Genomic DNA, 23791 nt, shown 5'->3' with positions numbered 1-23791 from the left:
CTGACACAAAGTTATACAATAAGTTAAATAAAATTGAGTTTACTATTTGAGAATTTTATAGCATCTTTGTAAAAATAATTGGCTTTGAAAAAAACCTACTATATACTATTACTAATATTATTTACCTTAACTTCCTTTGGACAGGCCGTCCGAAAATACTCAAATGAGTTTATGAATATTGGGGTTGATGCTGCAGCTTTGGGTATGTCTAACGCAGTGGTTTCGCATACTGCAGATGTAAATTCGGGATATTGGAACCCAGCTGGACTATTAAAACTCGAAAACAAACAAATTGCTTTAATGCATGCCAGTTACTTTGCCAATATTGCCCAATACGATTATGCAGGTTTTGCCATGCCTATTGACGATAGAAGTGCTGTTGGAATTTCATTAATTCGATTTGGGGTTGATGACATTCTAAATACTACACAACTTATAGATAGTGAAGGAAATATAGATTACAACAGAATTAGCCTTTTTTCAACAGCCGATTATGGATTCACAGTATCTTATGCTCGTGCGTTGCCTGTTCAAGGATTTAATTATGGTGTAAATGCTAAAATTATTCATCGTGTTATTGGAAAATTTGCCAATTCTTGGGGTTTTGGTTTTGATTTAGGAATTCAATACGAAACCAAAAACGAATGGAAATTTGGTGTAATGGTACGCGATATTTCTACAACCTACAACATTTGGAGCATCAACGAAGACGAATATCAAAAAATTAAAGACGCAGTTCCAGGTGAAAATCAGGAATTACCCGAAACGTCCGAAATTACTTTGCCAAAAGCTCAATTGGGATTATCTAAAAAATTTCTTTTCCATTACGATTATAGTTTAGTAGCTGCGGCAAACTTAAACATGCAGTTTAGCCAAACTAACGATATCATTTCTTCTAGCCTTGTTAGTATTGACCCGGCCGTTGGTTTTGAAGCTGGATATATTGATTTGGTATTTCTTCGTGCTGGTGTAGGGAACTTCCAAAATATTACACAAATAGACAATTCGAAAAGCATAAGCTTTCAACCAAATATTGGAATTGGCTTCAAATACAAAGGGATACAAGTAGATTATGCGCTAACCGATATTGGCGATCAAAGTGCTGCTTTATATTCTAATATTTTTTCTTTGAAAGTAGATTTCAGCATCTTCAGATAACATGAAAACCATCTACCGTTTACTGTTTTTTTTCTTTTTAACGGCAAATTCAATTTTTGCTCAAAATCAGACTTTATCTCAAAACGCTCAAATTAGTCTGCTTACTTGCGGCACCGGTAACGAACTCTATTCGATTTACGGCCATACCGCTTTACGCATTTACGATGTTGAAAAAGGACTCGATATTGTATACAATTATGGAACTTTCGATTTTAGCACTTCTAACTTTTACCTTAAGTTTATTAAAGGTGATTTACAGTATTTTGTATCCATTAGTTCGTTTGCAGAATTCAACTATGCGTACATTTATGACAATCGTGAAATAACAGAACAAGTATTAAATTTAACTCCGGAACAGAAACAAAAAATCTTTAACGAATTAAGTGATGTTTTAAGTTCTGAAAAACGATTTTACACCTACAAATTCATTGATCGTAACTGTACCACAATGGTAGCCGATGTAATCAATGGTGTTTTAACAGAAAAAATTAACACCAAAATACCCGATACTGAAAAAACATATCGAACCATTTTGTATGGCTATCTAAGCAATAACTTTTACGAAAACTTAGGAATAAATTTGATGTTTGGCTTAAAAACTGACCAGAAATCTGATAAATTATTTCTTCCAATAGAACTTAAAGAAGGGGTTTCAATAAGTAAAAACAACGGTCAGAATTTAGTTTCCGAAGAAAAAACGATTTATAAAAAAATTGAAACACAAGATTCTAAATCGCGGTGGAATACTTTTTACACTTTTGTCGTATTTATACTAGCACTTTCCTTTTTAACAGGAAATAGAAAATTTCAAATTGGGTGGCTTATAATTAATGGGATTCTTGGGATTTTCTTTTCTGTTGTTGGTATGTACTCGTTACATCATGAAGTTTTGTGGAATTACAATGCATTGCTAATTAACCCTACAATGCTTATAATGGCAATTTTCTATTTAAAAAACAATACAATCTGGATTAAAAGATGCCTTCTTTTTTGTGCGGTCTGTTTAATAATTTACACGCTATTCATCATTTTAAAAGTTCAGTTTTTAATGATGCTTCCTCTGCTTATGTTGAACAGCTTGTTGTTATGGCGAATCTGGAAAAGAACCCAACTATTGTCCTCTAAAGAATAAAACGGTATTAAGCGTTTTTAAAACTATATTAAGATCTAAAATAGGGCTACGGTGTTTGATGTAATACAAATCGTATTGCAACTTAATAAGACTGTCTTCGATTGTTTCTCCGTATGAATGTTTTACCTGAGCCCAACCCGTTAAACCCGGTTTAATAACATGTCGGGTTTGATAAAAAGGCATGATAGCTGCAATTTGTTCTACAAAAACCGGACGTTCTGGTCTGGGGCCGATAACTGCCATATCCCCTTTTAGAATATTAATAAATTGAGGAAACTCATCCAATCTGGATTTACGCAAAAATTTACCAAAAGGTGTAACTCGACTATCATTTGCAGAAGCAAACACAGCACCACCGGACTCAGCATTTTTCACCATGCTTCTAAACTTATATATTTTAAACGGGATACCATTTTTACCAACACGTTCTTGCGTATAAAAAAGATTACCACGGTTTCCAATAAGATTTCCTATTAGTATCAATGGAAGAAATAATAAACCAGCTAAAAGTCCAATAAGTGCAACTAGAATATCAAAAAGACGAATACCCAACAAATACAATTGGTTGTTATTACTCCTGCTAAAAGGAAAATATTTATAGAAATCTTTCTCAGCATATTGCACCGGAAGCCTGTATGTACTTGTTTCATAAACATGGGTATATTCACGAATAATAATCCCGCTTTCAAGGAATTGCAATAATTTATCATATACCTCAACCGGCACTTCTTCAGTACTTTTTTGTGCAATAACAATTTCGGAAATACCATTTTGATAAAGAAAGGCTTCAAGATTTTCCAACGCAACTTTTTCAAGTTTCACTTTTTTCCTAAGTGACTCTTTAGTACTTAAATAGCCTACCACTTTATAATTCGGATCGGCTTTTTCTAGTTCACTAACTAGTAAGTCAACCGATTTGTCTTCACCTAAAAACAATACTTTTTTATGAAAACGTGTAGATGCCAATAGTTTTTGATAAAGTATTCTCCACACAAAAAGCGCTCCTAAAATTGCAATGTAAAAAATGATAATCTGCAATCTGTTTTTAGGTAGTGGCGGTGTTAATATTGGCGTTAACAAATACACCACAACAGTTGCCGTTCCTGTAAGGATTATACCTCTAACCACTTGAAATTGATTAGATGCCATTTGAAGATTATACATCTCAAAGAGAGTCCCAAAAAAAAGAAGATAAAAGGCTAGAATAAAAGTCCAATAGTAGTTATGAATTGATATTTTGAAATAATCAAATTCAAAACCTCTTCCTACTAAATACAAAGCAAGAAAAACAAAAAACAAGTCGAAAAGGCGGAGTAAAATTTTCCGTTCAGAAATTTCAAAATGAATTTTATTGTGTTTAGTCATTCAGATGCTGGCTTTTCTGCAAAATAACAAATATTTTGAAACATCAAGCAAATCCTACTGTTAATTAATAACACGAATTACTTCAAAAGATTTGCCCAGCTCAATTTAACAACCTCCCAATCCCATTGTTCCGCTTTTTTGCGTGCATTTTTCGATAAACTTTTAGCCAACTCTTTGTTTTCAAGCAGCTGTTCAATAGCTACGACCATACCTGAAACATCATTATCGTTAACCAATAAACCATCTTTCCTGTTTTCCAACAAATAAGGAATCCCCCCAACGTTAGTAGTTACCACAGGGAACCCTAATGCCATTGCTTCCATAACACTTACCGGAGTATTATCGAAATGAGTGGTATTGATAAAAATATCGTAATCTTGTGAAAGTAAAACCCATTGCTCTTTGTTCAGTTGTCCTGTGAAATTAATATTCACTTTTTTCTGAGCTGCATAATCTTGTGTTTTTCTTAAACTTCCGTCTTTATCTGGCCCAACCATACAGAGTTCGGCTTGTGGATATTTTTTTTGCAGATGCATTAATACATCCACCGCCATTTTAGGATTGTAAATCGATGCAAAGGCACGAACCCAAAGCAATTTAGGCTGTAACTCTTCTCTTTGCTTGTATTGATAGTTTACAATTTCGATGGTATTGGGAATAAACGTAAGATTGGAATATCCTGCTTTTTGAAAAGCCTCCATAAGATAATGAGACGGAGCTACATTCTGGAACGCGTTTTGAAAAACCATTCGACAAAACATAGGTGATTTTTTAAGTCGGCTTGGCAGATTACCACCATGAAGTATTGGAATATATTTCACCCCTACTAGTCTACACAACTGACTCGCAAAAAATGCAAACCAAAATGCAGAGGTACTATAGGTATCAATTAACACAAAATCTACTTTTCGATACTGCTTTAAAACAATGATAAGCATATCGAATAATCTTATTATTGGATTAGTTTTAGTTGAAGCTGTAACAACAGAATATCCTTCATTTAAAAAAAGATTTTTAAGGATTTCAATTGTTGTTATATTAATTCCCTTCTTCGATAATTGATTCCCTATGTACAGAAGATTTTTCAACAAATGTTACTTTTAAAAGTGAAAGTGCGTATACAAAAGCTGGCGCAGCAATTCGCATTGCCGCATGATTAATTGTTAAAAGCCAGAATGCCACAAACGAAAACAAAAATAAATTTTGCCGATTGTTAACATACATTAAAATAGGAGTAAATAACAAAATCAAAAGACAAATGATACCTAAAGTTCCATGTTCAGCCAACATCCTTGATATTTCATTATGGGAAGCCGCTTCTATACCGGTCATTTCCTCTCTATATTCTTTGTTTTTTCCAACCCCAATTCCCATAATAGGATGTTCTAAGAACATATTAAACTCCGATTCGATTAATCGTTCCCTACCTGTTAATTTACTCTCCTTAACTCTACCTTTAGCATCTTGATTTGCATAACGCTTATCTATTAATCCCCCTGTTTGAACAGAACTATAAATCCATACCGCCATAAGCAATAATCCAGACACAACAACAAATCCAGCAATTTTACCTTTAGCTTTCGATTTTGTTGTTAAAAAAAGTACAACTAAAAGCAACAAAACCATAACTCCTCCAGCAATTATTCCACCGCGAGAAAAAGTAACAATACCTCTAAAAGTAACTACCCCAAGAATAACAACGTCAATCAACCTTTGTTTAGTTGATTTTGAGAGTATAATAAGTTTAGTAAAATATAAAAAAATCCCCAATCCTAGTATTGTAGAAACCTGATTAGGACCAAACCCCCCTGAAGTCTCAAAATTTGATTCGGTACTGGTTACAACATCTTTAATATTTGGAGTATACAAATACATATAGGTAACCGTTGTTAAAACAGGAAATGCAAGTGTGTTTACTACATTCATCAACTCGGAAAGTGTAACCTTTCTTTCGCAACAGTAAATTGCCGAAACTGCAAGACAAAGTGGCCCAATAATGTTAAATGTAATTGCTTTTCGTATGTCCGTTTCAAAATTAAGGGTAAATGTACCAATGATGATTCCAGGTATAAGTAAAATTAAAAATATCCAATAAGGAGTAGATTTTTTAGAAAACCCTCGATAATAAATACCTAAAATTAACGACCCCATTACAACATATTTGGCAAATTGTTCACCAAAATTACCTCCTGTCATCCTCAAAAAAACTTCAGCTCCAACCACATAAGCCGAAAGCAGTAATGCTTCGTTATTTCGATTTTTATTTTTTATTAAAAAATAAAACCCAAAAAGAACCATCAACAATGCATAGATTTTAGAAAAGACAGGCACATAATACGATCCTACTCCAATTAAAATATGGAGTACGACTAAAGTTGTATAGGATATCTGCCTTTCACTCATTGCAGTATTTTTTGAAAAAAATCTAGCGCTTTATCAATTACCCTTTTATCAGAATATTGATCCAGTACAAAGCTATTCAAATTTGAGGAAAAAGTGTCACGTAAATTACTGTTTTCAACAAGAGCATCTATTTTAGTTTGAATTAAATTAACATCTGTAGGAGAAACTAAAAAACCTCTAATTCCTTCTTCAATAATTTCGGAACAGTAACCAACATTAGTTGAAACAACAGGCAATTTGGCTACACCATATTCAAGAAGAGTTACTGGAAATCCTTCTGAAGTTGATGTTAAAACACCTATAGACGCTTGCTCTAAAACAAAAGCTATATCTGAACAGCTACCATATATAAAAACAGAATTATTCAAATTATTTTCATCAATAAACTTTTTTAGTTGAGTAGAATACTCATCAAAAGAATCTTTCCCAATTAAATGCAAAGACCAACCTAACTGAGAAGCTTTGGTTTTTGAAAAAGCTACTAATAAACTAATATGATTTTTAGGATCTCTTAAATTAGCTAAACAAACAATTCTTTTACCATTTTCGCCTTTCAAAAAAGTGTTTTCCTTAAAATGTTCCGAAAAAACAGTAAAGTTTGGTATATAGAGAATTTCTTTTGTGTGAAGATTTTTTTTGGCCCATTTTTCCAACTCAGTATTACAACTTATTACACCACTGAAAAAGTAAGATAAATCTATAATTTTACGATTATATGATGCTGGAATAAATACACGATTTCCATTATGATCATGCCAGACAATTTTAATTTTCGGATATGTTATTTTTACTAAAACTGCCAAAAAAAAAGAACTACTATGTGCCTGTACAATACTTATTTTATTTGCTACCAAATAACGTCTTAACCTAAATACAGCCTTTAAATCTAATTTAGATTGTTTTTTTAAAAACAAATAGTTTACACTGGAATCCAATTGATCCTTTAAGGCTCCTTCTTCACGAGTTGCAATTAGACCCGAAAATTCTATATGGTTTGCTAACGCATTTGCATAATTAACTGCCATCCGTTCAGCTCCACCTGCTTTCAAACTATCTATTAATTGAAGAACTCGCATAATTCTTTATTGATCTAATAAATTTTTAATTTCTTCTTCAAAAAAATCTAGAGTATAATGTCTTGACCATACCATACCGTCTATAGCTTTTTTAGAATAGACATTCGAATCAAGAATACATTTTTTTAATTGTAAAACATCGTGTTCAAATTCCATGTCCAACAAAATACCTCTTCTACCAAAATCAAGCATATTTGGAACACACGATACTTTAGAAGCAACAGGCACACAACCCCAAAACATGGCTTCAGCAACCACCTTAGGCCAACCTTCACTTTTAGAAGGCAATAGCAAAAAATGACTTTTCTTATACGCTTCTTGAATGATTTCTGTACTATGATTTCCTTTCAATTGAATACAACTTTGAAGATTGTTTTCAATAATATAATTTTCCAAACTGTTTCTCTCAACACCTTCACCATACAAGTCTAAAAAAACATTAATTCCATTTTTTCTCAATTCTTCAGCCAGTTTTATTGCATAAAGCGGCCTTTTTCCATCAGAAAGTGTCCCTACAAACAATAGAAAAATATTACTTTTCCCAGACCCTTCAATTGTATAGTCATCAATTGACCTTATAGGTATATCTTGTTTATCCAATTCTCTATAAGTAGCTGTAAAAAAAGGTTTTACATTTTCAGTTTGACCTTCCCATTCCCCATAAACCAACACCTTCATATTTTTTGTCAGTAATGTATTTTTCAAAATCCATTTTTGCAATCGATAACTTAGAGGTTGCTTAGCCTTAGGGTCCCAATTTCCAGCGTATTTTGCAGTTTTAAGTTTTGATGGAAAAAAAATCTGAACAATACAACCTAACAACCCAACGTTGCCAGGACATCGCAAATGGATATGATCTGCAGATTTCATAGCTCTATAAATTCCAAAAACAACAGAAGGCATTACAAGTATAGAGTTTACGATATTTCGTAATGAAGTAAATGAAAAAGATTTAATTCGTTTAAAATCAAGAGAATCTGAATTATAAAAAATATCTATAGGATCTTTCACTTTCGATTCTAAAGGAGCTACAACAGTAACCTGATTTACATATTGCAACCATATGTTCATTTCACGCACATAAGGACCATAACCGAAATATCGATTATTTTCTTTTCCATGAACAACATGAGTTATTATAGTTAAATTCATTTCTCTTAAATCAAAAGTAAAAAACTGAAAACCGAATTTTTAAATTGCAATTTTATAATTTGACCTCTAACCATTACTGTTTATAAGTTCAGTATAAAAGTCAATGTTTTTTTTATAAATTATATCTGGAGCAAATTTAGCTTCAACTTTTTTTCTCGCATTTTCCCCGATTGTTGTATACTGATTACGTGATTTGAATACTTTAACAACCGTTTCGGCAATATCATCAGGATTTCTGGGATCACATAACCAACCATTAATTCCGTCGTCAATTGTTTCAGGGCCTGGGCCGTATTTTGTAAAAATAACTGGTTTATGCATACTCATAGCTTCAGGTGCCACTAAACCTTGTACTTCCATGTGTGAAGGGAATATACATATTTCTCCAAATTCATATACTTCGGGCAATTCTTCATATTTAACAGGACTTCTAAAGGTAATATACTTTTTAACCTCATCTGTTAATTGATTCAAAAGCCAATCTTTATACAATCGTCCATCCGGAAAAAACCAATCTCTTCCATATGCATACAGATGAAATTCTGGAATTTCTTTAACAATTTCTGGAATCGCAAAACACAGTTGACGTATTCCTTTTTTTTCACAAATAGTTCCCGCAAAAACAACAGCACCTTTGACAACCTTTGTCAAATCTGCCTTTCTGAATAATTCCAACAATATCGGATTATTGATAGTAGCCTGACTTTTTTTAGAAAAATCCACATACAAAGACGTTTGTTTTTTTACAAACTCTGAAGTAGAAATTACAGCATCACATTTTTTAAAAGAACGCTGCTCTTGAAAAGCCTTCCATTTATAAATCTTTTTATTTTCAAATTCAGAAAAAAAATAGTGTCCCCCATGCATTCTAATTATTTTTGGAATTCCTTTTGGAATTTTCACAAAAGCAAATCCTGCTTCTTGAGCCTCAATAATATCTATTGGAGTAGTTTGGTGAATTTTTTGAATTGATTTTGAAATGTTTTTAGCATTAAAAAACCAGGCTAACCCTTTCACCTTTGATTTTGGCTTGTAATAAATTTTAACTCCATTTATATTCTCCTCAACTGGTTCATTGGAATTAACGACACCAACAATAGAAACTTCGTGCCCATTTTGAATAAGCAATTTAGAATATGAAATTAAAAAAGTTCCAATACCCCCAAAAGTAACACCTGGCAAAGGAAATTCGTTCGCTATAAAACAAATATGCATATTTATTAATTATTCTGAAAACTTAAAAAGTCTTTAAAGTTTATAATTTAAATGCTTTATGCATTACTAATCAAATTCTTTATAATCAACGAAGGTTTACCCTCTGCACCTAATACAATTTCTTTCCAATCATTCATAGTTTGATCAAAAAAAGTATTATTCAAAATTGTAGAAATCTCATCTTTAGCATTCCACCATTTAACAGCATCTTTTGAAGGCATACTTCTGAAATGTTGAAATTGATATACTGTATCTACAGACCAATTTGAAATATTTTTTTCAGGTTGATCATAATTTATAAATACTCCCGGTTTATTAAACATTGCAAAATCAAAAGCCATTGTAGAACCAACATTAATTACAATATCGCAATAATAAGCTGTAGATACTAATAAAGATACATCCTCTGGTAACGGATAAATAGTAGTCCAACTTTTATCTTTATTAAAATTCCACAAGGGAGGTGCAACTCTAATTAAACTCGGAAATTTATTTACGATTTCATCGTACCTTCCTGACACGTCAACTGGACATCTTCGTAGCAGAATTTGATACTTTTGGGCTAAGTTATTTTTAACTAACTCCTCTGCCAAATCTTCTAAATATTTTGGATCATCGGGAGACGTTTTAACATCATCTCCAGAAAAACAAATTATTCTTTTTGTCAAATCCAAATTGTAATTCGAATAAAAAATTTCTTTAGAGATTATGTTATTAGAATCTGCATAACACTCAAACTGTGGTGTCCCAGTTATTTTAATTTGGTCATCATTAATTTCCGGATAATAGTCATTCATTTCATTTTTCATGTAAGAAGACCAAACCAAGTAATTATCAGCTCTTAGAGCCAATCTTGCCTTTGGTAAATTATCCCACGAATAAATAACCGTAGTTGTTTTTATTCCTAAATCGGATGCGGCAGCAAAAATTGTCGCACATTGAACCCCGCGTTGATGAGAGCAGAACAAATGTTCAATTTGCATCGATTGTAATTGTGATTTTACTTCCCGATAATATGCTGTTTTTCTAATTTTTTTTTGATAGGTTCGCTCAAGACTTTTGATATAACTGTATTTATTAATACACTTTGCTGCTAATTCTATACTCTTATAAAAATTACTTTTTGAAAAGCCTTTGTGATCTCTTTTCCAATTCTTTAATAAGGTTGGATTATTCTTTTTTTTAGCATTGTATTGCAAACGAACCAAACAAATCAATTCCCTCAAAAACTTTTCAGATAATGATTCATTGTATTTTGGAATTGCAACAGCCTCTTTAATGTTTGTAAGCTCTAAAACAGACTTTATAGTTTCATCATCAAAAGCATGATACAATATCAATTCATCTTCCAATCCTTTGAAAACATTTGAGTACAGATAATTACGTATACCCACACCATCCGGAAAAAGAAGTGCAATTTTATTGGCCATGATATCCGTTTTTAGTAATAAACAATTCTGCTTTTTCCCAATCTTCCTGAGTATCAATATTAATATTCAATTCAGGATTTGATTCGATATACCCAATTTTATTTTTAAACAAAACGCCTTCTTTAATTAGTTCTGTCTTCACTAAATAAATAGAACCATCTCTATAAAATGCATCTGGAAGTTGCTGTCTTCTTGGTATAATTATCGAATCTCCTGTAGCTATTGACAAATTCCCATCTTGATTTGGTTCGAATACCCAATGAGGATTATATTGATGTGGCACTTTCAAAACACTAACTAGAGTATCTACTTTAGTTTCTTCAAATTTACGGATGGCAGCATCTATACTCCCTTCTTGTCTAAATGGTGTAGTTGGCTGTAAAATACATATAGCATCAAAAAAAAGATCATTACTTTCAAAAAAAGCAATTGCATGCTGAATTACAGCTATGGTAGGAGTATCATCTGCAGCTAAATGACTAGGTCTTACAAAAGGTATTTCGACTTTAAAATTAGCAGCAACTCCGATTATTTCTTCAGAATCTGTTGATAAAATAGTTTTATTTAACAGTAAACTCTTATTAGCAGCTTCAATGGTATAAGCAATTAAAGGCTTATCCCCTAATTGCTTAATATTTTTTTTAGGAACGCCTTTTGAGCCACCGCGAGCTGGAATTATTGCTAAAACCTTCATTAATACATTATAGTTTTATGAAAGACTAAAGGTAAATCGGAAAGTAATTTAGCCGTTTTTTTACCGGCATCACCACCACCATATACATTCGAGGTATTTGCTTTTCCTTGTTTAATATGTTTTTTGATGGCATCAGTAATCAAATCTCTATCATAATCAACATCAATTACATTTTCTCCTCGATCACGTCTGTTCTGTCTGGAACCAATATTAACAACAGGGACCCCTAAATAGGCACATTCGCGAATTCCGACACTTGAGTTACCTATAAGACACATAGAATTATTCAATAATTTTAAAAAATCGTCCCCTTTCATATTTTTAAAAAAATGAACATGGTTTAAAACATTATTCTCTCTAAAAGCTCTTATTCCAGTAGAGGTTCCGTCTGCACCAGCATCCACATTTGGCCAAAACCATAATGTTGGAATTTGAAGTTCATTAATGGCAAATAAAGTTTCTTCGATATCTTTTCTTGAATTTTTATATTCAGTCGTAACGGGATGTTGCATAACAACGATATAACCATTGGTCAAGTCGGGTTTAGCACCAACCCCTCCATATTTTTGATATGGGTCAAAATCTAGCGGAGTACAATTTTTAACTTCTTCAGCCAAATCAATTGATGGGCATCCTGTATTAAAAACCATATCTACATTTTCTCCCAATTTAATAACCCGTTCTTTTGCACTTTCAGAAGCAACAAAATGATAATCGGCTAGTTTGGTAATTGCATGTCGTACTTTTTCATCAATATTTCCGGTAACTTCTCCACCTTGAATATGCGCTAACGGTATATTCATGTACGATGCTGAAATTGCAGTAGCCATTGTTTCAAAACGATCCGCAACAGTAACCACAATATCGGGTTTTAAATTATCAAAAACTGTTGACAATTCTAAAATTCCAATTCCAGTTGTTTTGGCTGCAGCAGTAAGATTTTCGCCTTCTAACACATTAAAAACTTTTGCTGAAATTTCGAAACCATCATTTTCTATATAGTTTACTGCAGAACCATAACGATCTAGCAATGCTGAAGCGGCTACAATTAACTGCAACTCTAACATTTCATGGTTTTTAATTGCCGTTAAAACCGTTTTCACTCTACTATAGGATGGTCTAGCCGTAATGACAACCGCTATTTTTCGTTTTGTCATAATATATCACTCGTATTTAAAAAATCCCATTTTTTAAGATCTTTATTCAGTCTTTTCCCAATCACTTCCTCAAACTTTGAAGCATCAATACCATATCCTTTTGGTTTTTTAGATTCTAAATCGTCAAAAGACAAAATATGTCCTTCGGAAAGATCTTTGTTAACGGATAATGATTTTTCAAAGATAGTTTTTAAAGACGAAAAACTCTCGTTGTTTTCCTTATTTACTGGATGCGATATAGCTGTTTCAATATTTCTTACGGCCTTTATCAAACGCTTAATTTCTTTTAAGGTTAAGGATGATTTCGAATCTGGACCAAATTGCTTTCTATCAAAAACAACATGGAATTCTATTATTTCTGCACCTAAGGCCACTGCAGCAATGCAGGCTTCTATTTTAGAGGAATGATCGGAAAACCCAACTTTAACTCCATATCTATTTTTCAATTCGCCAATTACGTTTAATCCGTACTGATTTGGTTCTGTTGGGTATGAAGTAGTACATTGCAGAATAGAATAAGGAACATTTCTACTTTTCAAAAATTTAACTGTTTGGTCTAATTCTGAAAAACTACTCATTCCCGAAGAAAGTATAATTGGTTTTTTTGTTTTTGCAATTTTTTCAAGCAATAACAAATTGTTAACTTCTCCAGAACCAATTTTATAGCTTTTTACTTCAAGCTTCTCCAACCAATCTACAGCTTCATTGCTAAAAGGCGAACAAAGAAACTCCAAACCTCTTTCATCACATTTCTGCTTAATTCCTTTCCACTGATCCAAAGTAAATCCCATTCGCTTCCAATAATTAAAACGAGTATCATCTTCTATGGAAAATTTAACCCGAAACGGCTCATGTTCACTACTTTCTGCTTCAGCAATATGCATTTGGAATTTAACCGCATCTACACCACACTCAGCCAGAGCATCAATGTAGGAATAAATCATTCCTAGACTCCCTTCATGTGCCTGCCCTATTTCGGCTATAGTAAAAACTTTTTCCATTGTATTTTACTTATTTACTCTCAATACGCTTTTCCCATTTCAGAAATATTTCTGAAAAAGACTGACACCATTGATTTATATCTAATATTTGATTTTCAACACTTGGAACTTTATATCCTGTATTTAAGGCAATAAACGATTCATCGAAACTCTTAACCCATTCTGCTACAATATTGGGCTTATCTAAAAAGATTCCGTTTGAAGGATTAAAAAAATCTGAAACCCCACCATTATTAGCTGCGATGATATAGCAATTACAACTAATGGCCTGTGCTAAGCTCAATCCAAAACCTTCTTTACATAAAGTAGAAAAAAGATAAACATTGGCAAGTTTATAAAATTTAGCAACCTGATCCGATTCGACTTTTCCTAAAAACTGAACACCGTTAATCTGGACATCCCTATTAGCTCCTACAACTAATAAAACAGCTTCATCTGGCGATTTGTTCCAATCTTTCCATGCGTTTAAAACAATATCAAGTCCTTTTTTATCACGATCGTGAGACAACCATAAATAAACTTTTTTTGCTGTCAATCCAAATTCCTCCAAGAGCAGTTCTCTTTCGGAATTTGAAACGGGTTTAAAAATTCTCTTATCGACAGGATTATTTAAAACGGTAACTTCTGGAATAAAATCATAGTACTTGTTCTTATTAAAAAGATACGCACTTTCTGTCAAAAAAATAACTTCCGAACATTCTTCTAAAAACTGATTGTTTTCTGTATCATTCAAAAAATAAGAATATCCACAGTTATAAAAAATCAAGGTTATTTTTCTAGAAAGATTTGATTTTTTCAAAAAATAAGTCAGTGCATTTTTAAGTTTTACATTGTCAATTACACACACAATTGCATGATCATTTTCAAGTACAATTTTCTTCAAACTTTGAAAATATTTCAGATACCTGTAATGCTTGTAAAATTTTAATACCAGTTTATTTTTTAACTGACTTACCCTATAAAAAGTTGTAGTAGTATTAATTGTCCGATCAGTCTTTCCACAAATAAAAAAATCAATACAATTCTGATCACTTTTTAAGAAATACTCAATTCTTTGTGACCAAGAGCCTTTTTTTCCATAAGGAATTGGATGTTCAGACAGTATGACTTTTGCTACTTTCACGTAATCTTTTTTAGTGACTTAATGGGTTTGACGAGAATGAATCTTCTGACGATAAAATTCCATAAACTCTGGTTTTCATCAATATCATTTTAACTTTGAAATTGGCTCCTTTCAAGGTTTCATACCACTGTTTTAAAATTTCTTTTTCATCAGATCGTCTAACATCATCTAAAAATAGACAAAAATTAGGATCTAAATGATTAATAACGGCCTGAAGTGCAGGTTTTCGGGCAAAACTTCCCAATCCTCCGCTTGGTCCATCTACAATAACCAAATCAAATTTTTTATCTGCAACTACCTCTTCCACTTTTTTGGTCTCATACCATTGCGTTTGCCCAGATAATTTATCGAGTGGTGCATATTGTAAGTCCACTACACTCCTACAATTGTACTTTATTAATTGGCTTTCAATAAAATCAAGCCATGATTTATTACTTTCAATAGACGTAATTCTTGCTGGCAATTTATTTTCAACAATAAATTTTGCCAAAACAATGGTAGAAATCCCAGAACCGAACTCTACGACAGATTTTCTATTGTTTATTTGAATTTCATTCAGAATATGTAAAATAGTACTCGGGTTTAAAGAAAACGTTGTAAATGGAAGTACAGTTTCATTTGGAAAAAAACGGTGCAAAATTAAATTCGCATTGGAATCATAGGTGTTTCTAGCTAATTTATCAAAATAAAAGTTTAGGCTAAAAAAACGAACTAAAGTATTAATCATATCGTTATTTTTTAAAAATCTTTTGAACCCAAACCTAAGTAATTGAGTACTTTTAATCGAATTGTGCCATTTTTGGCAAGAATCTTTTGAATTGTATAACCCACAAACCTTCCAAATTTGGATATTGGTTCATTATTAAAATCGGAAGCCTGATATTTTGTTACTTCTTTGTTTTTTTCTAAACTTTCAAATTCATCATACATCCATTTCTCGGTCGAATTACCCATATGGTAAGCATAATTATCTGGTGTTGAAATTCTGAGATACCCTAGATCTTCATTTGGCATATCAATAAATTTGTTTTCGACACCACCAACAATTTTAACAAATGCAGGTTCATCAGAACCTTTATCAAAAACTTCTCTTCTTAATGTCGCAACAAAATGTCCGCCTCCCATTACAGCACGAGCATCTTGTTTTTTGTTGTATAGAACAAGATATTTTTCGAGATGAATTGGTTTTAATAGTGATTTTTGATTACCCAAACTTTCATCAAAGCGAATCATGGCTTGAGGATCGGAAACTTTTTCAAACTTTAATTTTCCTTTAAAAACCCCATAAAACCAATTGTTTTTGACAAAATTAATGACTGCCTTACTGTTAGGAACAGGACAAACCATACCTGCTTCAGGAAAATCTATCATCATTTTCTCTACAGCTTCCTGCCAATTTTGTTTAAAGAAAACATCGGAATCAGAAATTGTGACTAGTGGCTCAAGATTTCCTTTAACTGAAGCCAAAATAGCATTTATCTTTCCTAGATTTTCTTTCGAATAAATAACCTGATCAATTAACTCAGATTCTTCGTATTTTGAACGAATATAATCCACTACTTCGGGATGACAATTATTACTGTAAAGTGTTATTCTGGTTTTGGAATGAACTGTAAGAAGCAGTGATTCTAAGCAGAGTTTAAAAACCGGAAAAGTCTCTTTGAAATAATCTTCAAAATGAGGTATATAAACTGGAATGACTACCCTATGGTAATTATCTAATTCGAGTGTATTATTCTTTTTTTCAGGGTTAATTCCTATTCTCATAATGATTAATCAATTTCATAATACCCTCGTCAAGCGAAATTAAATCTCGCCCTAGTATCTCTTTCATTTTTGAATTATCAGGACATCTGCGCGTCATATCACCTTCTTCCAATGCTGGTAAATGAATAATTTGCGACTTTGAATTTGTTATAGCAATAATTTTTTTAGCCAAATCAAGGATTGTCATCTCTTTATCACTTCCCACATTGATTACCTCGTGTACACAATCTATACTTTCCATAGCTTTAACACAAGTAGCCACATTATCCGCTACATAACAAAACGAACGGGTTTGCATTCCGTCACCATAAATGGTAATAGGCTCGTTTTTTAAAGCCGCTTTTAAGAATCTTGGAACTACAAAATCCTCACTTTGATTTGGACCATAAGTATTAAAAAACCTAAAAATTGTGTACTCTAATCCATATTCCTGATAATATGATCTAAAAAAAGCTTCTCCTACATTCTTAACAATTGCATAAGGTAATCGTGAGTTTAAGGGTGTGGTTTTTTCATTCTGAGGAATCTCAAAAGGTTCACCGTATACTTCAGAAGAACTAGAATAAAATACTCTCTTTACACCTGAATTCTTAGAGAGTGACAAAATATTTTTTATCCCTTCAATATCATTAAGTACCATGATCGGATTTTCAAGTGTTCTTTTAACACCAACTACAGCAGCATAATGAAAAACATAATCAAAATTATATCTTCCAAAAATGGGAACAATGTCGTTATAACAGTTAGCGTCAGCTTTAATAAAAGTGACATTATTTTTTTGAGGCACTTTAGTAATACTCCCAGTAGAAAGATTATCAACAATAACAACAAAATTATTGCTGTTTTCAGATAATTTATCTGCTAAGGCACTTGCAACATTACCTGCACCTCCAGTTATAAGAATGTTTATTTTATTTTCCATTTTAATATTTTAATTCCAATTTATATTTTTTTTGATAAGCTGCGCAGGATTTCCTCCATATATAGCATTTTGCATTTCAAAAGCATTTCCAGTTACAACAGAATTTGCTGCAATTATAGAATTATCTGGTATTTCGGATCCTTTTAAAATTAATGACCGGCAACCTATCCATACATGATTACCAATTTTAATTTCTTTATCATCGTTAATTTTATTTCCTTCTAAATCTTTAATATGATGCAAATCAGAATCCATAAAAAGCGTATCCCAAGAAAGCAAACAATCTTTTCCAAATGTAATTTTTTTTGCAACTACAAAAGCTGATTCTGCTGTTACATAAAAATTATTCCCCACAATTAATTCTCCTTTAGGATGCACCGAAATTTTAGAACCTTGACCTACAAATGCTTTACCTAAAAAAGTTACTATGCCATCAATATTTATAATTGCTTTGGAAGTTTTAGAATCGAAAATCCCCACACAATCATATCCAATTTTCACCATTCCATAAGTAAGAGGGGCATCAATAACAACGCTTCCTTTCAAAGATTTTAAAACACAATTTTTAGAAACTAAAACAGGAAAAATCAATGCTTCACGAAACTTGAAAAACTTGAAATTAAATATAATGGTATTCCAATTTAGTTTTCGAATTTTTTTTAACTTTTTTATCATTTATTTCAATCTGTGAAAATTTTTCACGTAAAAAAACGGGTTTAACATTAACTTCCAACGGCTCACAACCAACTTATCTACGTCATGAAAATTATTCCAATTACGAATTCCTGTTTGAGCCAATCTTAAAGCTATACGATATAAGGTTACAGGGTTTTTAATTCCCATTTTTACAAAATTATCAAAAACTACAGCTTCTAAGCCCAGATACTTTTCGCGTTTTTTAGAAAGCCTCCCTGGATCATTGTCGTCGCGATATAATGCTAAAGGTTCGTTGACATAATATACCTCATGAGAGAAAAACATTCTCTGGTAAAAATCAATATCTTCACCTACCATAATACTTTCATCGAATTTAAGCTTATCGAAAACTGACTTTCTAAACAATGGTGTTGGTGACTTAACAACCCATTGCCCTAATGCATTCCAAAACACATTACCGCTTCGTTTATGAGCTTTTTCCTTAGATGCTCCTATAATTCGTCCAGTTTCACGACCTTCATTATCTATAACTTTCGCCGAAGAATGCACACAATCTACATTTGCATTTCGCAGCAAAATTTCAACCTGAATTTCTATTTTATTTGGCAAAAACAAATCATCATCATCTAAAAAAGCAATGTAATCCCCTTTCGCTTGAAGAACGCCATAATTTCTTGCTGATGACAATCCACCATTGGCTTTATAGTGATAAAAGCAATTTTTAAATTTACTACAAATACTAGCGGCATAATTTATTTTAGATCCATCGTCGACAACAATAATTTCAATGTTTTCATAACTTTGATTTGCAACCGATAAAAGAGCACTTTCAAGATACGTATCCCTGTTATACGTAGGAACAATTACAGTAACTAACGGTTTACTATTTGAATACATAACTTTTTATTTTTTTTAAAATAAAGCCTAAAAGAAAAAAATAATATTTTACAACTATTGCATTGTCATATTTAATCTCAGTTAAAAAGGCGGTTTTAAACATATCGCTTTTATTCTGCCAAATATAATGTTGAATATAATGTTTTAAAAACGTATTTACTTTGTCTTTTCTGTTGAAATAGTTTAAGTATTGAATCTTTTCGTGGTAAATTTTTTTGAAAGAGTGCCTCTTCATTTTTGTCGTGGTAGACTCACTGTGTCTTCTAAAATAGTTTAGATTCTTATTTAGAAAAGCATATTTACTATTTTCTAGCAACAGTGTCCATAAAAAAATATCAGAAGATTGACGGTGTGTGAAAATTTCAGAGGGAATTTGATGTAACGGTTTACGAAAAACCACACTACTCCCATTAGTGATGTAGGTATCAAAAGGCATTCTATTTATAAAAACAGTTGAACCAAACACTCCGAAAGAATTTTTGGCAACATTTAAATCTTGAGTTCTTTTAGAAGTATCATATAGTATCGTACCATCTTCAACATAATTGCTTCCAGAAAAAGCCAGTTTAAGTCCTGAGTCATTTTCCAAAATATTTACTAATTCTTCTAAAAAAGTATCTTCCGAATAATCGTCTGTTTCAGCAATCCAGATATATTCTGTATCAGCCAACGAAATTCCTTTTTCCCACGATTTATAACCACTCCCTGAGTTTTGTTCGTTAATAATAAAACACTTAACTCTATCCTTGTGAAGATTAACAAAATTGTTTAGGATATGGGCACTTTCATCTTGAGAAGCATCGTCAATAATTATAAGTTCCCAATTTGTGTAGGTTTGTTTCAATATCGAATCTAGCCTTTCTTTTAAGAAAGAAGCGTGATTATAACTAGGAATAAGTATTGAAACTTTTGGCATTAATTCAAAATTTTGTTCCAACAATCAACAATTGTTTTTTCTTCTACTTCCATACTGTATTCAGAAAGAATAAACTCGGAAGCTTTCTTACCTTTTTCTAAAAAAAGAGATTCATTTTTATCGTATTCACATATGACATGTTCTAAGGTTTTTGCAAAAGAAATAACATCTCTATCTTGCACCGGATAACAGAACTCTTCTTTAAAAAATTCTTTACCTCCTTTTCCTGAATACCCCACCACTAAACATCCACATGCCATAGCTTCTGCAGGAGGCATACCGAACCCTTCATTTATACTAAAACTTAAAAAAAGAGCACATTCTCTGAGATTCTGTGCCACTTCTTTTTCATTCATATTATGAATTTCAACCAACTCCCAATCATCAAGCACTCCTCTATATTTAAGGATATTTATAACTTGAATTAAATCAACCCGAAGGCGGCGTGGCATAAACGCGATTTTTTTCTTCTTTTTTTCACCTGGAAAAAAGTTTTTAGAATCAATTCCATATCGAACCCGTTCTACTTTCATTTTTGGAAAAGCATAATGTATATAGTCTCGAGCATCTTCTGAATTAACAATTGTTGCTATTAACTCTTCATTCAAATATGGTGTTTGCTTGTTTTCTAAACTTAATTCATGATGAAAAAAAGTTTGATAAGCCCCCTGATTGTATATGATTTTACTATTCCCTTTCACCAAAGTGGCTACTTTTGGGCCATAAACTTCAGGAAACACAAAAATATCATCCATTTGAATTGTTATATCCCCAGTACTTCTCGATGAAATGGCCTTTATATTAATAATGGCTTTTTTTACAGCACTTTTTAAAAAAGGTAAAAATCCTTTTGCAGTTACCTCAGTACCTATTAGGATATTTATTGTTCTATGGATTTCATTACTATAAGCAATTTGAGTTGAATTTTGAAACCATGTGCATTTGAACCCCTTTTGATGGTGTAATACATAGGCATTAAAATTGTTTTTATTTAAAACATCAACTTGTCTATACAACTGTTTAATACCGCCAGTAGGCTTATTATAGTCTGGGCAAACAAAAAATATTCTTCTTTCTTTCATTTTAAAATTCTTGCAATTCTACCATTCTTTTGAATTTCTCTGAACTTTGTAGCAATTCTGAAAATGAACCTATGGTATCAATTTGTCCTCGATCTAATAAAATTATGCGATCTGCGTCTTTTACCGTACTTAATCGATGGGCAACCATCAAAAGTGTAACGCTTCCTTTTAAGGCTTCAATATTAGATTGAATTATTTTTTCAGTTTCACTATCCAAAGCCGAGGTTGCCTCGTCTAATATTAAAATATCAATATCCTTATATAATTCTCGAGCTATCGAAATTCTTTGTTTTTGGCCACCTGATATCAAAACTCCATTATCCCCTAAAAAAGCATTTTCCTTATCTGGCAAATTTTCAACAAAATCTTTCAAAGCTGCTCTTTGAATAGTTTGATTAAATCGTTTTAAATTTTCAGGTGTTGGATCAGCCCATAGCGTAATATTGTGAAACAAGGTATCGTTAAAAATGACCGGCTCTTGTGTAATATATCCAATTTTACTTCTGTAACTTATCAAATTTAAATCGTTTATTGATATGTTATCTATTGCAATTTCTCCTTCATTTACAGCTAGTAATCCAGCTACAATATTCATTAACGTTGATTTACCGGAACCACTCTCACCAATAAAAGCAATGGTTTCGTTTTTGTGAATCACCAAATTAATTTCCTTTAGAATTAGTTCAGAAGGATTATAACTGTAGTTAATATTCTTCAATTGAATTTTCGACTTAAGCCCTTCAAATTCAACACCTTTTACATCTTCTTTTTCTTCATTTAACTGCTTTAAATAATCCTGAGTGCTTTCTATAGCGCCTATTTGCACTAAAAATGCGTTCCAAGAATTTTGCATTCCCATTAAATTGATAAGAGATCTATAAAAGAAAACCAAACTCAAAAGAATTGTATCGAGCTTACTGCCAAACCATACTACTTGAACATAAATAACCAAAATAATAACCAAGATAACAAACGGCTCTCTGGACGAGCTTAAAAAAGCTGATAAAATTCCAGATTTTCTCTGAATTTCATTAATTCTATCAACTGATTTCTTTAACCTAATTGCGTATTTTGGCATTAACGCAGTTGCTTTAAGATATTTAAAATTATAAACACTCTGCAATAAAAAACTTTGAAATAAATGCATTTCATTAGATTCGTCACGCGATAATTGCTTTGTCCTTTTATAAACTGAGATATAAACCAAATTAATTAAGACCGCTCCACAACTAACAAAAAAAGCAAACATAAAATTTGCCGCAAAGGCCATTGAAACATAAACCAATAACAAAATAGCCGACTGAAGAGTGATAAAATATCCTCTAAAAGATGATACAACTCTAAATATTTCTCCATTGATAACGTTAATGGTTTTTCCAATATCTGAAGTTGTAAAATTGGAGTAATTCCAAGAAGTTAAGCCATCAATCATTTCAAATCGAAGTTTTCCAACAAACCTATTTCGAAGGATAGTCATATAATAGTTTTCAGAGAACTTAAACAATCCTTTAATTATGAAAATAAGCAGCATTAATGACAAAATAGCACTTAGAGTTATTGGCAAATGTAAAAAGTCAAATATTTTACCAAGAAAATTAGCCTGAGAAGCTTGAGAACTTCCTTTTTCGTTATCACTTAACGCTTGTAAAAGTGGTAAAAACATTGCCAAACCCAAACCATCCATAATAGCAACCAAAACGCTAATAAACAATAGTGAGAAAATTTGTGTTTTTAGGTATTTATAAAAAAAACGAAAATATGTGAAGTATTTTGAGTTCAAAATTCTGATGTTTTGTAATGCAAAAGCCCAAATATACTAAACTTTAAAATACTTTTATTAATTTAAAATTATTCATCTGTTAGATTAATCTTCAAAAGATAAACCAGCAATTTTATTTACCTTTGCAGCATGTTATCATTTTTCAAATCCAAGCCGGTTTTAAAAGAGCTTATCCCCCAAGGATACGTTGACATCCATTCCCATTTGTTATTTGGAATAGACGATGGCGCTAAAACACTAGATGACTCGAATTACTTATTGCAAGCAGTAATTGATATGGGCTTTTCGAAATGTATTACTACGCCACACACCATCGAGAATGTTTGGGATAACACTCCTGAAAGTATTCAAAATAAAAAAGAAGAATTAAAACAGTTAAGTCCAGATTTAACTGCAAAAGTTGGATTAGAAGCCGCATCGGAATACATGATTAACGATGCCTTCGTTAAACTTTTTAAAGAGAAAAAACTTTTAACATTAAAAGGCAGTCATGTATTAGTGGAAATTCCTTATTTAAATCCGCCAATTCAACTAACCGAAATATTGTTTCAACTACAATTAGCCGGATACACGCCTGTATTGGCACACCCAGAACGCTACGCCTATTTTCATCATAATTTTGACGAATACAAAAAATTAAAAAAATCAGGGTGTTTATTCCAGTTAAATCTGCTTTCTACCGTAGGTTATTACGGACCTGATGTAGCAAAAGCTGCAGAAAAACTATTAAACCTTGGACTAATCGATTTTACTGGTTCCGACATTCATCATCAAAATCACATTAATGCTTTTTCGGATAAAGTAAAAATTAAAAATACAGCTGCACTTGTTGAAGCAATGAAAAACAATGTTTTTTTCAAATAA

The 23791-nt window shown here is 32.0% G+C and carries 22 protein-coding genes; 3 read left to right on the top strand and 19 right to left on the bottom strand.

What is annotated here, in order from left to right; translation table 11 throughout:
• Positions 1 to 84 precede the first annotated feature (84 nt).
• Both ACZ1JT_RS09095 and ACZ1JT_RS09090 read left to right on the top strand, forming a co-directional pair.
• Positions 85 to 1158 carry a putative type IX sorting system protein PorV2 gene (locus ACZ1JT_RS09095; protein WP_465093515.1) on the top strand — a complete coding sequence of 358 codons (1074 nt, stop codon included), beginning with the start codon at positions 85 to 87 and terminating at the stop codon, positions 1156 to 1158.
• Between the two features lies 1 nt (position 1159).
• Positions 1160 to 2290 (top strand): lipoprotein N-acyltransferase Lnb domain-containing protein, encoded by a 1131-nt coding sequence (locus ACZ1JT_RS09090; protein WP_465093514.1) that lies wholly within the window; start codon positions 1160 to 1162, stop codon positions 2288 to 2290.
• Here ACZ1JT_RS09090 and ACZ1JT_RS09085 read toward each other — a convergent pair.
• The 19 genes from ACZ1JT_RS09085 to ACZ1JT_RS08995 all read right to left on the bottom strand — a co-directional run bounded on the left by ACZ1JT_RS09085 (position 2270) and on the right by ACZ1JT_RS08995 (position 22858).
• Positions 2270 to 3655 (bottom strand): exopolysaccharide biosynthesis polyprenyl glycosylphosphotransferase, encoded by a 1386-nt coding sequence (locus ACZ1JT_RS09085; RefSeq protein ID WP_465093513.1) that lies wholly within the window; start codon positions 3653 to 3655, stop codon positions 2270 to 2272. The genes ACZ1JT_RS09090 and ACZ1JT_RS09085 overlap by 21 nt on opposite strands.
• 77 nt (positions 3656 to 3732) lie before the next feature.
• The gene (locus ACZ1JT_RS09080) at positions 3733 to 4593 is read right to left on the bottom strand and encodes a glycosyltransferase family 4 protein (protein WP_465093512.1); all 861 of its coding nucleotides are present in this window, start codon (positions 4591 to 4593) and stop codon (positions 3733 to 3735) included.
• A gap of 100 nt (positions 4594 to 4693) precedes the next feature.
• Positions 4694 to 6058, bottom strand: a complete 1365-nt coding sequence (locus ACZ1JT_RS09075) for an O-antigen ligase family protein (protein WP_465093511.1) — start codon at positions 6056 to 6058, stop codon at positions 4694 to 4696.
• A complete protein-coding gene (locus ACZ1JT_RS09070) occupies positions 6055 to 7107 on the bottom strand; it encodes a glycosyltransferase (protein WP_465093510.1) in 1053 nt (350 codons plus the stop codon). The genes ACZ1JT_RS09075 and ACZ1JT_RS09070 overlap by 4 nt, the downstream gene beginning before the upstream one ends.
• A gap of 33 nt (positions 7108 to 7140) precedes the next feature.
• The gene (locus tag ACZ1JT_RS09065) at positions 7141 to 8286 is read right to left on the bottom strand and encodes a glycosyltransferase (RefSeq protein WP_465093509.1); all 1146 of its coding nucleotides are present in this window, start codon (positions 8284 to 8286) and stop codon (positions 7141 to 7143) included.
• Between the two features lie 66 nt (positions 8287 to 8352).
• Positions 8353 to 9501 carry a glycosyltransferase family 4 protein gene (locus ACZ1JT_RS09060; RefSeq protein ID WP_465093508.1) on the bottom strand — a complete coding sequence of 383 codons (1149 nt, stop codon included), beginning with the start codon at positions 9499 to 9501 and terminating at the stop codon, positions 8353 to 8355.
• Between the two features lie 56 nt (positions 9502 to 9557).
• Positions 9558 to 10931, bottom strand: a complete 1374-nt coding sequence (locus ACZ1JT_RS09055) for a hypothetical protein (protein WP_465093507.1) — start codon at positions 10929 to 10931, stop codon at positions 9558 to 9560.
• Complete coding sequence (locus ACZ1JT_RS09050; protein ID WP_465093506.1) at positions 10921 to 11625, bottom strand: acylneuraminate cytidylyltransferase family protein; 705 nt, start codon at positions 11623 to 11625, stop codon at positions 10921 to 10923. The genes ACZ1JT_RS09055 and ACZ1JT_RS09050 overlap by 11 nt, the downstream gene beginning before the upstream one ends.
• On the bottom strand, positions 11625 to 12782 hold the full coding sequence (gene neuC, locus ACZ1JT_RS09045; protein ID WP_465093505.1) for a UDP-N-acetylglucosamine 2-epimerase: 1158 nt from the start codon (positions 12780 to 12782) through the stop codon (positions 11625 to 11627). Before neuC ends, ACZ1JT_RS09050 begins: the two co-directional genes overlap by 1 nt.
• Complete coding sequence (locus ACZ1JT_RS09040) at positions 12779 to 13783, bottom strand: N-acetylneuraminate synthase family protein (RefSeq protein WP_465093504.1); 1005 nt, start codon at positions 13781 to 13783, stop codon at positions 12779 to 12781. The genes neuC and ACZ1JT_RS09040 overlap by 4 nt, the downstream gene beginning before the upstream one ends.
• A 10-nt stretch (positions 13784 to 13793) precedes the next feature.
• Complete coding sequence (locus ACZ1JT_RS09035; protein ID WP_465093503.1) at positions 13794 to 14666, bottom strand: glycosyltransferase family 4 protein; 873 nt, start codon at positions 14664 to 14666, stop codon at positions 13794 to 13796.
• Between the two features lie 250 nt (positions 14667 to 14916).
• Positions 14917 to 15633 (bottom strand): class I SAM-dependent methyltransferase, encoded by a 717-nt coding sequence (locus tag ACZ1JT_RS09030; RefSeq protein WP_465093502.1) that lies wholly within the window; start codon positions 15631 to 15633, stop codon positions 14917 to 14919.
• Between the two features lie 11 nt (positions 15634 to 15644).
• Entirely contained in the window at positions 15645 to 16673 is a 1029-nt protein-coding gene (locus tag ACZ1JT_RS09025; RefSeq protein ID WP_465093501.1) for a glycosyltransferase family protein, read from the bottom strand.
• Entirely contained in the window at positions 16657 to 17595 is a 939-nt protein-coding gene (locus ACZ1JT_RS09020; protein WP_465093500.1) for an NAD-dependent epimerase/dehydratase family protein, read from the bottom strand. Before ACZ1JT_RS09020 ends, ACZ1JT_RS09025 begins: the two co-directional genes overlap by 17 nt.
• A gap of 9 nt (positions 17596 to 17604) precedes the next feature.
• Positions 17605 to 18186: an acyltransferase gene (locus ACZ1JT_RS09015; RefSeq protein ID WP_465093499.1), complete on the bottom strand. Its 582-nt coding sequence runs from the start codon at positions 18184 to 18186 to the stop codon at positions 17605 to 17607.
• An 84-nt stretch (positions 18187 to 18270) separates the two neighbouring features.
• On the bottom strand, positions 18271 to 19149 hold the full coding sequence (locus ACZ1JT_RS09010; protein ID WP_465093498.1) for a glycosyltransferase family 2 protein: 879 nt from the start codon (positions 19147 to 19149) through the stop codon (positions 18271 to 18273).
• Positions 19136 to 20065 (bottom strand): glycosyltransferase, encoded by a 930-nt coding sequence (locus ACZ1JT_RS09005; protein ID WP_465093497.1) that lies wholly within the window; start codon positions 20063 to 20065, stop codon positions 19136 to 19138. Before ACZ1JT_RS09005 ends, ACZ1JT_RS09010 begins: the two co-directional genes overlap by 14 nt.
• A complete protein-coding gene (locus tag ACZ1JT_RS09000) occupies positions 20065 to 21147 on the bottom strand; it encodes a glycosyltransferase family 4 protein (RefSeq protein ID WP_465093496.1) in 1083 nt (360 codons plus the stop codon). Before ACZ1JT_RS09000 ends, ACZ1JT_RS09005 begins: the two co-directional genes overlap by 1 nt.
• Before the next feature lies 1 nt (position 21148).
• Entirely contained in the window at positions 21149 to 22858 is a 1710-nt protein-coding gene (locus ACZ1JT_RS08995; RefSeq protein ID WP_465093495.1) for an ABC transporter ATP-binding protein, read from the bottom strand.
• A gap of 198 nt (positions 22859 to 23056) precedes the next feature.
• Between ACZ1JT_RS08995 and ACZ1JT_RS08990 the strand changes: the two genes are divergently transcribed.
• A complete protein-coding gene (locus tag ACZ1JT_RS08990; protein ID WP_465093494.1) occupies positions 23057 to 23791 on the top strand; it encodes a tyrosine-protein phosphatase in 735 nt (244 codons plus the stop codon).

Source organism: Flavobacterium sp. IC2-16 (assembly GCF_055521455.1).
This window is presented reverse-complemented; position numbering and strand designations above follow the sequence as displayed.